The 12,716-nt window shown below is 64.4% G+C and carries 12 protein-coding genes; 2 read left to right on the forward strand and 10 right to left on the reverse strand.

Annotation, left to right across the window (positions count from 1 at the left end; all coding sequences use genetic code 11):
• Window positions 1–12 precede the first annotated feature (12 nt).
• From H0B54_RS25765 to H0B54_RS25775, 3 genes are read right to left on the reverse strand one after another with little or no spacing between them, the layout of a single operon-like run.
• Window positions 13–846 carry a phosphoadenosine phosphosulfate reductase family protein gene (locus H0B54_RS25765; RefSeq protein ID WP_188262694.1) on the reverse strand — a complete coding sequence of 278 codons (834 nt, stop codon included), beginning with the start codon at window positions 844–846 and terminating at the stop codon, window positions 13–15.
• Entirely contained in the window at window positions 843–4,298 is a 3,456-nt protein-coding gene (locus tag H0B54_RS25770) for an ATP-binding protein (protein ID WP_188262695.1), read from the reverse strand. The genes H0B54_RS25765 and H0B54_RS25770 overlap by 4 nt, the downstream gene beginning before the upstream one ends.
• Complete coding sequence (locus tag H0B54_RS25775; protein ID WP_211109555.1) at window positions 4,295–5,275, reverse strand: DUF4007 family protein; 981 nt, start codon at window positions 5,273–5,275, stop codon at window positions 4,295–4,297. The genes H0B54_RS25770 and H0B54_RS25775 overlap by 4 nt, the downstream gene beginning before the upstream one ends.
• A 203-nt stretch (window positions 5,276–5,478) precedes the next feature.
• Between H0B54_RS25775 and H0B54_RS25780 the strand changes: the two genes are divergently transcribed.
• A complete protein-coding gene (locus tag H0B54_RS25780) occupies window positions 5,479–6,615 on the forward strand; it encodes a cysteine desulfurase family protein (RefSeq protein ID WP_246472815.1) in 1,137 nt (378 codons plus the stop codon).
• On the opposite strand, the gene H0B54_RS25785 is transcribed toward H0B54_RS25780, so the two are convergent.
• The 3 genes from H0B54_RS25785 to H0B54_RS25795 form a co-directional block, all read right to left on the reverse strand.
• Complete coding sequence (locus H0B54_RS25785) at window positions 6,574–6,948, reverse strand: hypothetical protein (RefSeq protein ID WP_188262698.1); 375 nt, start codon at window positions 6,946–6,948, stop codon at window positions 6,574–6,576. The two genes, H0B54_RS25780 and H0B54_RS25785, sit on opposite strands and share 42 nt — an antisense overlap.
• Before the next feature lie 107 nt (window positions 6,949–7,055).
• Entirely contained in the window at window positions 7,056–8,372 is a 1,317-nt protein-coding gene (locus tag H0B54_RS25790; protein WP_188262699.1) for a DGQHR domain-containing protein, read from the reverse strand.
• 25 nt (window positions 8,373–8,397) lie between these two features.
• The gene (locus H0B54_RS25795; protein ID WP_211109556.1) at window positions 8,398–8,841 is read right to left on the reverse strand and encodes a GIY-YIG nuclease family protein; all 444 of its coding nucleotides are present in this window, start codon (window positions 8,839–8,841) and stop codon (window positions 8,398–8,400) included.
• Window positions 8,842–9,376: 535 nt separating this feature from the next.
• Here H0B54_RS25795 and H0B54_RS25800 point away from each other — a divergent pair.
• Window positions 9,377–9,820 carry a hypothetical protein gene (locus H0B54_RS25800; protein ID WP_188262701.1) on the forward strand — a complete coding sequence of 148 codons (444 nt, stop codon included), beginning with the start codon at window positions 9,377–9,379 and terminating at the stop codon, window positions 9,818–9,820.
• Window positions 9,821–9,958: 138 nt separating this feature from the next.
• On the opposite strand, the gene H0B54_RS25805 is transcribed toward H0B54_RS25800, so the two are convergent.
• The 4 genes from H0B54_RS25805 to H0B54_RS25820 all read right to left on the reverse strand — a co-directional run bounded on the left by H0B54_RS25805 (window position 9,959) and on the right by H0B54_RS25820 (window position 12,538).
• The gene (locus tag H0B54_RS25805; RefSeq protein ID WP_188262702.1) at window positions 9,959–10,324 is read right to left on the reverse strand and encodes a hypothetical protein; all 366 of its coding nucleotides are present in this window, start codon (window positions 10,322–10,324) and stop codon (window positions 9,959–9,961) included.
• Between the two features lie 377 nt (window positions 10,325–10,701).
• Entirely contained in the window at window positions 10,702–10,881 is a 180-nt protein-coding gene (locus H0B54_RS25810; RefSeq protein ID WP_188262703.1) for a hypothetical protein, read from the reverse strand.
• A 53-nt stretch (window positions 10,882–10,934) separates the two neighbouring features.
• Window positions 10,935–11,921 (reverse strand): site-specific integrase, encoded by a 987-nt coding sequence (locus H0B54_RS25815; RefSeq protein WP_188262704.1) that lies wholly within the window; start codon window positions 11,919–11,921, stop codon window positions 10,935–10,937.
• Window positions 11,918–12,538: a hypothetical protein gene (locus tag H0B54_RS25820; RefSeq protein WP_188262705.1), complete on the reverse strand. Its 621-nt coding sequence runs from the start codon at window positions 12,536–12,538 to the stop codon at window positions 11,918–11,920. Before H0B54_RS25820 ends, H0B54_RS25815 begins: the two co-directional genes overlap by 4 nt.
• Window positions 12,539–12,716: the final 178 nt, after the last annotated feature.

Here is a 12,716-nt window from a genome sequence, read left to right on the forward strand (position 1 = left end):
GCGTGCATATTCTTATTTGTGGCAAGATATGCAAACTTTTGCCGTTCCATAAATATCATCGATGTCCAGCGGCTCCGCGTCGGAGCGCAGAGGGTTGACACGGCGACGCTGCTCAAGCCGGGCCAACCGCTTTACATGCTCCTCTTTAATCTGCGCGATCCGTTCGGGACGCGCGAGCTCCTCCAAGCTCTCGCCTTGGCTCCAGGTAAAAGGCGAGCCATGCTCCACGGCATTTTTCTCGTAGCGCTTGGCCTCGTCGAAGGCGTCTGGGTGCTCGTCTAGAAGGCGCACCCATTCGATCTTCTGCTGGTAGAAACAGAAGGTACATCCGCTGCGTGACCGCCACCGATAGTAATCAGGCAGGCCGACGCCATAGGCGTCCAAAAGGTCGAGCACGCCGTCTTTGTCGATACCGCGCTCCCGGAACGGCAGCCGGACAGAAAGGTTAGGATGCGTCGACGCGTAGCCCTCTCGGTAATCCTCGTCAGCCCGGATTGCGATGTAGCTCACGACCTTTACGCCGGCCTCGAGCGAGGGCCGCAGCCACTGCTCCATGGGACGGATCTTGAGCTGGCGCGTGCACCAACGGGTCTTCGGCGAAGGAAGAAAGTGCTTGTACTGCGTCAGCCAAAAATCAAAGTCGCGATCCGGGTTTAGCCGTTCGATGGGCTTGCCGAGAAACCCTTCCAGACGCCCGAGGAACTCATAGACCTCGGGCAGCTCCTTGCCGGTGTCCGTGAAGAAGTATTCGATATCGAGCTCTGGGTGGTGCTGCCGCATGAACACGGCGAGCGCGGCGCTGTCGCGCCCGCCGGAGAGACCAAGGACGTGGCGTTCGCTGGTCATGAGACCCTCCGGCGTCGGACTGCATTAGTGGCGGTGGTCACGAAACCGGCTGGTTCATTCTCGGCCAGGCGGGCAGCCAACTCCGTCAGAGCAGCTAGCGCCACATCACGCTCAGCGCCTTTGCGCACCAGAATGTGAAGGAGCTCCTCAGCAAGTTCCTCGACTTGGTTGCGTTGACTTTCGGCAATGTCGAAGTCCGGCGAGATTGGCGAGGCGCGGTGCGGATCGCTCAGAACAATGGACATCCGGAACCGCTTGTCTGGACGCCCCTTCACATGCGCCAGGCTCTCCGCCTTGAGGAACTGCTGCGCCAGTGCCGCGACCTCGATGCGGGCTTGATCGATGTCGCGGTCGACCCAGTCTCGGGGTGGTCTGTTGGCGGCCAAGCTGGCGATTCCCTCGATCTCTTCCTCCAGCCCTGAATAGCCCTTGAGACGGGTGGCAAACGCATCCAAGCGGTAATTGCCCGTGAGGCCGAGCACGGTTTCGGCACGACTGTGCAGCTCGGCGAGCTCGGCCGGACCGCGCTCTCGGACTCGGAGTTCGGCGAGCATCACCGCCTCGAGCTCGCGCAGCATTTGCGGGTAAATGCCAACGAGCTCGCTCAATCCCTCGCGGACGGCGGCGATCACTGGGGATGCATCCGCCGCACTCGCTCCATGTCCGCCACCGAAGAGGTTGGGGATGTCGTCGAGCAGGAACTTGTTGGGATCATTGGCCCGCTTGGCCAGATCGCGCACCTTAACCGCTGTTGGGGAGAGACGCGTCGTCTTGAGCACCCATGGTTTTAGGCCCGTGACGACCGCGACGAGGCCGCGGGCAATCGCAATGGGCTCGGGATGGGCGGGGCCAGCGGGCGTCCCGCCGAACTCGGCCACGAGGTCGGCGATGCCGGTGAGGACATGCAGATGAAACTCCGTCACGTCGCTCCAGCGCAAGCGGACGGAGCTCGGATCCTGGGTCAACCGATCGATCAAGAGCGCCCCGAGGCGGGGTTGGAAGACGCCGTCCAGATAGACGGCGAGACGATCGATCCGGGAGAGCAGAAAGGCGATCGCGAGCACGGGGAGCACGCCGTCGCGCACGCCGAAGGGCGGCGCCTGCCATGCTTTGTAGAGCGCTGCCACGGTGTCCCCCCCGGCCCCCGCCCCGCGGAACAACTTGTCAGCGGCGTCCCACAGGTCAGCGAGGCCCGCGTCGTGCCCGGCCACCGGCTCGACAAACCGCCATCGGCCGGGCTGGTCCCGGCTTTCCTGATAGAGGCCAGTCTTCTCCAGCAGTGAGGAGAACAGGCCGCGCTCTGCTGGGTAGCCATCGACGAATCCCAAATCCGGCTCGCCGACCCTCTCCACCATCGCCCGGAGCAAGCCTTTCTGCGCGGCCACCGCGTTGCTCGACGGCTTGATGCGGTTGAGCAGCTCGTTCTTGAGCCGCGGGGACTTCTTGTAGCGCTGATCGGCCAGGTAGGATGCCGCAGGGCTAAGCCCCGCAAATCCAGTTTGTTGGGGGAGCGCCGTGATCTGGCCATCCGTGGCATCGGTACCGTCGCTCACCGCGCTGACGATCCAAGTCGCGGATAGGAATGCGCGGCGCAAGCCCTCTTCGAGTTCAGCCGCGGCTCGCGCCACGCGCGCGTTGACCTCTCGGCGAGCGACGGCATCGCCGTGCAGCTCCGGCCGCTCGGCACGGACCGTCTCGAGCGCCAGAAGCTCCATAGCGAGCTCCCGAATGGTGTAGCTGTCGCGCGACCACCCGATCGCGACGGGCCAGTCGCGGGCCGCCGCCGCCGCCTGTTCGCGAAGCCTCCGCGCCCTGGGCTCATTCTCTCCTTGCGTGCCGATAAGAAGAAGGAACAAGCCCGTAGCCCCGTTCTGGGGGCGGTAGGCTTGAACGCACTCGGCGCCATTGGCCAATGCGGCAATGTCCATATCGAACCAGCGCAGCGCCCCCGTCTCATGGTAATGGCGCTTGGCGACGACCGGCTGAAGCAGCGCAAGGGAGCGCAGCTTGGCGAGATCGATCCCGGTCATCCGGGCACGGGCCTCGTCGACCGCCGCGTCGATCTCGAAGTCGCTTCCGGCGTAGATTGCGAAAGCGCCTTGATGCCGTTTGTAGATGATGATCGACCAGCCCTTCAGCTCCTCGAGCAGGGCGTCGAGTTTGGAGCGGCCGAGGACGGGCAGGGCATGCGCCAGGACCTCCGGGCTCGGCAGCAGGCCGGAGCGTTCCTTGAAGAGGTCTATGAGCGCGATCGTCTTGACGAGGCGGAGGTGCTGCGCGTCGCCACCACGGGCCTCGCAGCGCTCGACGGCCTCCACCGCCAGCGACCATCGGTGCCCGTCCGGCGATGCCAGGATGGAGGGCTCCAGGTTCGCCCTGAGATAATCCCAAAGCCGGTTGGGCTCGTAGGTGACGTCCGTGCCCACAACCGTGCCGCGGAGGAATTCTTGGAAGCCATGCGGCTCTGCCGAATTAAGAAATCCGAACACGCTGCGCTGATTTTGGCCGAAGCGACGCCGCGACAGCGGCCCCAGAAGGCTCGCGACGACCGGATGAAGGGGCCAGCACTCGTGCAGGCGCCGCTCCAAGCCGTTTCCGGTTCCGGGGCGGTTGCGTCGGATAGCCTCCGCAACGCCGGCAGCGAGGACACCGTTCGCATCGGGACGATGATCGCATTCGATGGCGCGGGCGATGAGTTCGATCTGCTCCTCGCCTGCGACGTTGATGGGGATGTCGGCGAAGCGGCCTTGGATCTTCAGCCATTCATCCCGCACCTCCCGGGCCAAGCGGTGCGCATAGTCATCAAACGCTTGGTGCAGGATGCCGATGACGACAAGCCGACGGTTGCTATGGAACGCGGCTTCGGCGAGCTGCTGGAAGAAGTAAACGTCGGTGCCACCGACCGCGGCTTCCTCGAGGAACTTGCCCATTTCATCGATCAGCACGAGAAGCCCAGCGCCCGGCCCTTCTGTGGCCATGTGGTTGAGCTGCGCGATGACCTCGGTTCCATTCCACGTGGTCCGCCGGCGGCCGCGGCGGGGGCCTTGCAGGGCGGCGAGCGCCTCGCCGATCACGGCAGCCGGATCGCCTCGCCGCCCGACCACCGGCAGCACGGCCCACCCGGCATCGCCGGGTGGGATCAAGGAGACGAGCTGTCTTGCCGTTTCCTCGCCGATCGCCGCGAGCGCCTGGTCGCGCAAACGCCCGGAGGGGCCAAGCAGCGCAGCCATCGCCACGGCGAGGCTGGATTTGCCGCAGCCATATGGGCCGGTCCACGTGAACGCGCCTTGGCCGGTTTCGGCGACCTGGCGCGCCATGGTGAGCAGCGCGTCCGCCGCGGACGGGGGGCAGACGAATCCCTCGAGGGCGGTCGCGCCGATGTCGGTGTCGATGCGGATCGAGCGCTGGAAGCGCCGATTGACGCGGACAACGTCGCTAAGCAGGGTGGTCATGCGGCCCTCGCGCCGGAGTGGGAAGTGAAAAGCCGCTTCAGGTGCTTGAAGGGCTTGGCTGCCTTGGGGTCAGGCGAGTAGACCTGCCGCAAACCGGTCGACTCATCCCAGCGGATCGCTCCCTTGGTGAGATCGGTCAACCGAGCCAATCGGTCGGCGACTGTTTCCTCATCGAGCAGGAAGACTCGTCCGGGAGAGCCCGGCTCGTGGGTGAGCGTCTCGACCGAGAATTCGCCCCGCTTGGGAAAGAGGGTCGTCCAGAACTGAACAAGCCCAAACAAGAAGACCTCGTCGGGCAGCGTCGGTTTAGGGCCTCGACGGAACTGGAACGCGCCACCGACCTCGACGGGCTGGATTAGAAAAAGCTCAGCCAGTGGGCATTCCAGGCTCTCTTCATGGGAGGCGCGGCTTGTCGAGAGGCGCGCCACGTATGTCCGGATGAAACATTCAACATCTCGACGCAGCGTGGTTTCGGTGATTCGGGATTCTCGCAACCGCCCCGCCTCGCGCAGCTCCTCGCACCGGCGCAGCAGCCGTGTCCGCAGCAGCTCGCGGCTGAAGGTCGGCTCATGGAACTCGTTGAACGCCCAGTACCAAGTCGTCGCGCGCCCCGGCATCGAGGCAAAATGCCAATGGATCAACCAGAGGGAGGCCGGGTGCTCCAAGTAGGGATCGGCTTCGCCTAGGATGAGCCTGCCAAGCTCGGTGGTGTAGAGCCGTGCGGGATCTTCCCCCTCTGCGCCGCCATTGCGCAGTATTCCTGACGCCAGCGACCAATGCCGCATAGACGCCACCATATTTTTCCCGACACCGAAGTTGGCAATCGCGTCGTCGGTAGTAAATATGGACCTGCTGTCAAATTCTTCACGTTCTTCATCAGGAAAAATGGCATCGAATGACTTCTTTAGCCAGCCATAACGCAGCGGGAATGTTTCATGCCCGGCAAATTGAAGCTTAAATCTCTCGTCGTCGAGCAAACTGCGCACCATGACCACCGTCTGACTGGAACCCTCTGCCAGTTGAGAATAGAGCGCTCCTGTTGTACGGTCAATGCATCCGACTGGCGCTTACCGCCAGTCCGCTATCCTTAGAACGCCACGCGCGTCAAGCGGGGTATAGGAACAAAAGGGTAACGTAAAGAATGGAAGAGCAACCCCCATCGAGCAAAGCCGGAATTTACATGGATTATCAAGCCACTACGCCCGTTGATCGACGGGTGTACAAGGCGATGGAAGCACACTTTTTGGAACAGTACGGGAACCCGCACGCCGCCGATCACGCGTTTGGGTGGCAGGCAGAGTCCGCCGTTAGCGAAGCACGGTGGCGAATCGGGGCGGCCATCGGCGCGGATGCGGATGAAATCGTGTTCACGTCGGGTGCGACTGAGTCCAACAATCTTGCCCTGCTCGGGATCGCGCGCGCCATGCCGGCGCCGCGGCGCCGCGTCTTGGTTAGCGCCATCGAGCACAAATGCGTGCTCGGCGCTGCCCGCGCCTTGTCGGAGGAAGGCTTCGAAATCGTCACGATCCCCTGCGGCAACGATGGCATCGTCGACCCAGCGACTGTCGCGCAGGTTGTCGACCGGCAGACGGCTTTGGTGTCGGTCATGACGGTCAACAATGAAATCGGTACAGAGCAGCCGATCGCTGAGATTGCAGCCCTGTGCCGCTCGGTCGGCGCTGTGTTCCATACCGACGCTGCGCAGGCGCTCGCGGTGCAAGCCCTCGACGTTCGGGAGCTTGGCGTTGACCTGCTGAGCCTGTCAGCGCACAAGGTCTATGGCCCTAAGGGCATCGGGGCGCTGTTCATCCGCCGTGACCTGCCGGTGCGTCCGCGACCGATCATTCATGGAGGTGGCCAGGAGGGCGGGCTGCGTTCGGGAACGCTGCCGACCCCGCTGTGCGTCGGCTTCGGAGAAGCTTGTGCACTGTTGAGTCGAGAGCGCGAGGCGGAGATCGTGCAAATCCGCACTCTGCGGGATCGGCTTCTTTCCGGCTTGCAAGCGAGCATACCCGGGCTCTGCGTGAATGGGTCTTTGGCGCATCGCCATCCGGGCAATCTCAATGTCCGTATTCCCGGCGTTGAGGCCAGCCTGCTTCTCAACGCCGTCCAACCGCGGCTTGCCGCGTCCGCAGGGGCCGCGTGCACGTCCGGCATTCCGGAGCCGTCCCACGTGCTGCGGAGCATAGGGTTGCCCACTAGCGCTGCTGATGAGTCGATCCGGTTGAGCCTCGGTCGCTTCACAACGGAGCAGGAGATTGAGGCTGCCGTGCTGCTATTGAGCGCCGCGGCCGAGGAGATCCGGCGGGCGCTTTAGCTCGGACACCACGGCTCCTTGGACCGTGTAGACAACGCGCACTCGGCAGGATGTGATGTGGGGATGCTCCTGCTGCAGGTCCTGCGCGACTCCCTCGATTTCGTCAGGGTACTCGAGTCCGAGCATGCTCTGGATGCTCCCCTCCAGCTCCTCGGGGATCCGAAAAACGGTAACGGTGAATTCGTCGTGGAAGTGGGGGTCTCGAGGGGCGCAGAAGGCGTCCATCTGGTCATAATAGCTCTTCACCGCGGCGCAGGGGTCCTTCCCCCACACCAACATGCCGTAGTTTTCAGCCTCAATGACGGCGATGTGAAGGCGGGACTGCTCAGGCATCGGAGTTCTCCAACGTGTGACGATCGCGGATCACGCCTTAGTCGCTCAACGAATTTAGATTGGCGCGCCTCTGCCGCCAGAAGCGGAGGCGCGCCAGCCGGGGAGGGTTAGGCGGCTTTTGCCGTGGCTTCGCCGAGGAACTTCTTGGCCTCCGATGCGGTGTAGATCTCGCCTTCGACCGGCTTCGGCAGGTCTTCGTCAGGCTTGCCGCGGGCGCTGGTGAACGAGCGCCAAGCAGCGGCCTTGATCTTCTCGTCGAGCTTGTCCGCCGCGATCAGGTAGCAGATCAGCGTCGCCATGCGTTCGCGGGCCTCTCCCCCGGCATCGATGGTGCCACCGGACTTGATGATGATGTCGCGCCACAGCTCTGCCCCCATGCTCCAATCGGGGATGCGGTTGACTCGCTTCACGGCATCGACCAGCGTCAGTTTGCCGAGCGCCATGCTCCGCAAGACCCCATCGACGAGGGCGAGCTGCGCCGCCGGCTTGAACAAGAGCGCGGTCATCGCCTCGTCCTTGCGCATCTCGGGAATCCTCGACAGATCCGTCAGCGCGGTCTGGTAGGGCTCGATGTGCTCGAGCAGTGTTTCCCACAGTTTCGTGACGTGCTCGGTGTAGGTGTCCAGCGCGTCGTCGTCGGGGCGATCCTGCGGGTCGAGCTTGGCCACCTTGTCGTGCGCCAGGACCAGCTTCACCGTCTCATAGACGACGCTGATGGTGGTCAGGCGGGTCGAGCGGGTCGTCAGCGTGTTGTTCTTCCACTCCACCACGTCTTCGGACTTCTTGCCGTACACCCGAGACCCCAACGGCGCGCCGTCGCGCAGCAAGCGGCGGGCAACGATGGCGTAGCCGTCGTCCTCGCTGGTGATGATGTTGTCGCCACGACTCGTCTGCTTGGCATAGCGGTTGACGGTGTTGAAGATGCGGCGCGTCTTGACGTCGTTTTCGTAGTTGATGAACAGCACGCAGACCTCGTCGTCCGGCACCTCCGCCGCGAAGTCCCCCTCGGCATCCCCCTGCTGCACTAGGCGCAGCGCAAGCAGTCGATGCTGGCCGTCGAGCACGATCAGCGCCCCCCCGTCGATGGTCAGGAAACCGATCTGCTGGGCGATCTGCTTGTACGCGGCGGGCACGCTCTTCGCGAGCTCAGCCATGGTCTCGAACTCGACCTTGCCGTTGTAGACCAGCACGATGAGCGAGCCGAAGAAGCGGTCTGCATTGCGCACGATGTACGGTGCGAGCTGGTTCTTGATGCGCTTCAGGTCGGCGTCGCGCTGCATGCGTTCCTCGATGCCGAGGTTGGCCCAGCGGTCCATTTCCTTGGGCGGGCGAACGGCCTGCACCAAGTCGCGGACTTTCATGGTGGTCTCGAAGTACTCTGTGTTGCCGAGCTTCGCCTTGATGGCGGGAATCAGAATGGCCATGGTGCGTCTCCTTGAGGAAGGGGATTCAGTTGGGGGCGCCGGGGATCAGCCGGTTGCACGGCGGCTGAAGCCAAGAGACAAGGCGGCGCTCAAGCGTGGCACGGTCGCTCTCGGCCTCAACGAGGATCCAGGAGAAGGCAACCTCGCCGAACGGATGGCGCCGGGCGACCAGCAAGAGCTCGTTGTCGGCGATCCAGAAATGCTCGTTGAAGCGGCGGCGGAGCAGGTTGGTGCGCCCGACGTAGAGGACGCCGCGCAGATCGTGGATCAGGTAAACTCCGGCGTTGTCGGGAACGAGCATGCCATAAGTCGGGAGGAACGGAGCCGAGCCGCTCGGCTCCATCTGAACAGGGGTGCGCAGCAGAGCCCGGTTGTAGCCGTGTAGGGTGGGCGGCTTGCGCGGACCATGCGGCGCCGGTTGCGCTTTGGTGCGGTCCGCCGAAACCGGCGGGCAGGGGCGGAACGGCATCAAACCCTCATTGTTTGTGGTGAACGGCTCACTGTTCACCGTTTTTTTCGGTTTGTATGCGCAAACATATGCCATGCAGGATCCGATTCTGTCAACGGAATGATGGCAAAACTATCGCGATTTCGTCAGCACATGCCAGTTGTTTGCGCAAACATATAAGGGGAGATGCCTTTTTTCTTTTGTGTACCAATGGTTTAGCGGAAAACGTCAAGTCAAAGCCTGGCGTATCGACTGAGGCAGGCCGCAGCTTTGAATGGATGTCATGGTATGGTTGTTCTCATTTTGGAAGGACCAGGGCCACGCTAGGCGCACGGGCAACCTTCCGCCGCTAACGCCGCTGATATGCGGCAGGGCGCATACGGACAATTAGCTCAGCGATAGTCCGCCGGCAGTCATTCCACCGCCCGCATGCGGGCACGTTCTCATCCGCCGAATGCCGACTTTCACCGCGCCACCGCCGCGCAGCGCTCTAGCAGTAGGGGGACGCCCCCATGATGCTGTTTTCGCCAGACGCAACGCACAAGGAGGCGGTGACATGATGATTCGAGAGCGACGGGGCCAGCGGCGGTGGACGATCCAGCTGATCCGAACTACCTACGCCTCGGCCCTAGGGCGAGGGCAACAGAAGGTCGTGGGCAAGTTCTCGGCATTCGACGACACGCTGCCGACTGCCGTGTCGGCAGCCCTGACGCCGCAGGAGCGCGAGCAAGTCGAGGCGTGGCTGGCCGAACGCCGCCGTCGCAGGGCGGCGCTGCTGGTAGACAACGCGGCCGTGAACCTCGTGCGTTCCGCTGGCGACCTAGTTCTGGCCGCATCCAGTCCCGGCGAGTTGAGCCGCATCCGGGCAGCAATGGAGCACGCTCGCCTCGTCTACGCCGTGCAGCATCTACTGCAATCGGTGTATGGCGCGGAAATCCGAATCGTTGTCAGAGCCAAGGCCGCTCAAGCCGGTTACGGCACGGTCGCTTCCCTCGGCTGATCAGTTGCGGCATTCCGGTTCGTTGCTCAGCCAAGCTTGGCCCGGAATGCCGCTTTTGACGCCAGCCCTCCGAACAACTCTGGGCGACTGATATAGAAAAGAACCCCACCCTTTTCTTAACGCAAGCCGCGCCTTCCTCTAAATAACTTCCAACTTTCTATCGGACTTCGTTTCTGTAACTTTTATCTTTCTTACCTCTGTATTTGGGCTTGCATCTTTGCAGTGCTCCATGAATCTGTAAACACTTTCGCCCCCATCATAGTCGTCATCTTCCATCATATCATAGTATTTTCCTTCAAGTACTTTGGGGACTTTAACGCACTCTATTTCATACTCATAATAATGATCGTCCGGAAGTTCGAACGAGCAGTAGCCTCCATCTTTGCTCTCAGCGTCATCAAGCGCTTCTTCTATCGTTGAGCCTTCTCCAGCGTGCGCCCACATACCGTCAGCCGAAAATATGTAAAGGCTGGAAGCACTCTGCTGATTTGTGTTGGATGACATTTCAGGCCCTATCATAGCTATATGTTCGGTCCGGCACTCCTTTTTTAGGATTTTCCACCGGATGGCCGTTATCTTACATGGTATGCATCTGTTTTGGCAATATCAACTCGCACAAACAACCTTTAGGATACGGCCCCATGTTCTTCATCCGGGGTGCTCGGGTCTGCGTCGCCTGCGCGATCCGCGGCGACGGCCTCGTTGGTCGCCGGCGTCCAATCCGGTTTGCCGATCAGCTCGCTGTTGCGCATGCCTACCCCGAAGTGCTGGTCCGTGTCCGCAGGCCGACATTCCCGGTCTCGCGCCCTCGAGCGAGGGCGGCCAACAACCGGCCGCTTCCATCCGGCGCCCCCGCCCTACGGGGTTGGCTAACTCCACGGTCATGGGGACGGCGGCACGGGCGCGGAGCGCCACCGCACGATCGCGCGCACGGCAGACAGGGCATCCTCGTTGCGCTCGATCGGGAAGTACCGGCGCAGCTCGGCCACGGCCGACCATTCGCCGCCGTCGTCGAAGGCGCGGCGGATGGCGGTGCGCTCCTCTTCGCTCACCACGAACATCGTCTCTCCTTACCTCTCGGGGTCTGCGGCGCGCCTGGGGACGCCTCGCCCGGTCACAGCGGTAGATAGCGCCCGACGTCGTCCTGGAACAGCTGGCCCTCCTCGATGTAGCCACGCATCACGCGCTCGGAGCGGTCGCCGGTCTGGCGCATGATGACGCGTTCCGGGGCACCGTGCTCGGCGGCGGCGGTGGCCAGGCCGCGGCGCAAACTGTGGCCGGCGAAGCGTTCGGGCTTCAGCCCGACCCGCGCCACCGCCCGCTTCACCACGAGCGCCACGGTGCGGTCGGACAGCCGCCCATCCTCGACCACCCCGTTGTTGCGGACGCCGCGGAACAGCGGCCCGGCGACGAGGCCGGCCGCGGCGATCCACGCCTGCACGGCGGCCACCGGGTCCGTCTCCGGGTGGCGGCCGCGGCGAATGGCGATGGTGCGGCCGCGGCCCTCGCGGTCGGTCTTGGAGCGTCGGATGGTCACGCGCAGGCCGTCGCCGGCCGGTTCGAGGTCGGCGAGGTCGAGGCCGGCGAGCTCGGCGCGGCGGAAGCCGCCAGCGAAGCCAAGTAGCAGCAGGGCGCGGTCGCGGGCGCCGCGGCAGTCGGCCGGCAGGGCGGCGAGCATGTGGCGCAGGTCGACCACCCCCACCCCGGCCTTTTTCGCCGGCGCCGTCCCGTGCGTGGCGCGGATGCCGCGGCGGACCAACCCCACGGCGGCGTGGCCGCGCGGCGCGGGATGCCCGGCGGCGGTGTGCGCCCGGCCAATGGCGACGAGCCGGCGCTCGAGGGTGGATGGCTTGAGACGGCCGGCCAGGTCGGTGAGGTAAAGCACGACGGTGTCCGGCGCGGCGGGCAGGCTGTCCAGACCGTGCGCCGCACACCAAGCGGTGAAGGCGCGCCAGTCGCTGGCGTAGGCGCGCCGCGTGTTCGCCGTCAGGGCGGCGTCGGCGTACGCCTTCGCCTTCTCGACGGCCGCCGCCAAATCGGCCGGAAGGCCGAAGCTGTCCACCCGCGTTGGCAGGGCAGGCCGCTGCGGCTCGCCGCTCATGGCGCGAGGTCCTCGAGGCCGTCGACGTGTCCGTCGCGCCCGACCAGCGCGATGCGGACGTCGGTGCCGGCGAACAGCGGCCGGTCTTTCCAACGCTCGCGCAATGCGGCGAACCGAGAGGTCGCCGGGACCCCAACGACGATCAGGTCCTCCGGGGCAACGGCCTCGATCGTGACGACCTGGCCGATGGCCTTCTGCAGGATCGGGTACTCCGGGCTGCCTTTCCGCGGCACAAGAGGACCGCCCTTGCACTCGGCGCGAATCCGGCGCGTGCCGACCCGGGCCATCACGTCGCCGACGCCGGAGCGGGCGTGCACCGTCAAGGCGTGGTTGCCACGGCGGTACCGACCCTGCCAGGCGTTGCCCGCGTTGGGGCTCCGCTCCGCCTGCTGCCAGCCGGTTGCGGCGAGGAAGGCGGCGAGCGGGAAGATGTCGCGGCCGGCGATACGGACCATGGCGCCATCGATGGCGACCTCGGCGTGGCCGTCGCTGCCGGGCTGGTCGAGGAGATGGAAGGCGAGGCGCAGCGCGACCTCGGCCTCCGGCATGCGGTCCGTCGGCAGGGCGATCGGCGGACCAGCGACTTGGGCGGCGCAGGGCGTGGGAGGGACGAGCATGAAACGCTCCAGAGCAGGAGCGGCGATCGTGCGGCGGCCAGCGGGGTGAGGCACCAGCGTGCGGCGCATCTAGCGGCCCCATGGACGAACAGTCCGCGGCGGACGCCGCAGATCAACCATCGACATATAGGAGCATCGCGCGCGGGCGCGACGGGAGGTCGCGGAAGGGGGCGTCCCG

The sequence above is a fragment of the Azospirillum tabaci genome, from assembly GCF_014596085.1.
In the GTDB taxonomy this organism is placed as follows: Bacteria; Pseudomonadota; Alphaproteobacteria; order Azospirillales; family Azospirillaceae; genus Azospirillum; species Azospirillum tabaci.

What these genes read in the sequence shown, in the direction of transcription:
- H0B54_RS25785 (WP_188262698.1), bottom strand. Translation starts at nt 6,948, where the DNA reads ATGCCTGAGCAGTCCCGCCTTCACATCGCCGTCATTGAGGCTGAAAAC.
- H0B54_RS25780 (WP_246472815.1), top strand. Translation starts at nt 5,479, where the DNA reads ATGGATTATCAAGCCACTACGCCCGTTGATCGACGGGTGTACAAGGCG.
- H0B54_RS25765 (WP_188262694.1), bottom strand. Translation starts at nt 846, where the DNA reads ATGACCAGCGAACGCCACGTCCTTGGTCTCTCCGGCGGGCGCGACAGC.
- H0B54_RS25805 (WP_188262702.1), bottom strand. Translation starts at nt 10,324, where the DNA reads ATGTCATCCAACACAAATCAGCAGAGTGCTTCCAGCCTTTACATATTT.
- H0B54_RS25820 (WP_188262705.1), bottom strand. Translation starts at nt 12,538, where the DNA reads ATGCTCGTCCCTCCCACGCCCTGCGCCGCCCAAGTCGCTGGTCCGCCG.
- H0B54_RS25800 (WP_188262701.1), top strand. Translation starts at nt 9,377, where the DNA reads ATGATGATTCGAGAGCGACGGGGCCAGCGGCGGTGGACGATCCAGCTG.
- H0B54_RS25770 (WP_188262695.1), bottom strand. Translation starts at nt 4,298, where the DNA reads ATGACCACCCTGCTTAGCGACGTTGTCCGCGTCAATCGGCGCTTCCAG.
- H0B54_RS25795 (WP_211109556.1), bottom strand. Translation starts at nt 8,841, where the DNA reads ATGCCGTTCCGCCCCTGCCCGCCGGTTTCGGCGGACCGCACCAAAGCG.
- H0B54_RS25810 (WP_188262703.1), bottom strand. Translation starts at nt 10,881, where the DNA reads ATGTTCGTGGTGAGCGAAGAGGAGCGCACCGCCATCCGCCGCGCCTTC.
- H0B54_RS25790 (WP_188262699.1), bottom strand. Translation starts at nt 8,372, where the DNA reads ATGGCCATTCTGATTCCCGCCATCAAGGCGAAGCTCGGCAACACAGAG.
- H0B54_RS25815 (WP_188262704.1), bottom strand. Translation starts at nt 11,921, where the DNA reads ATGAGCGGCGAGCCGCAGCGGCCTGCCCTGCCAACGCGGGTGGACAGC.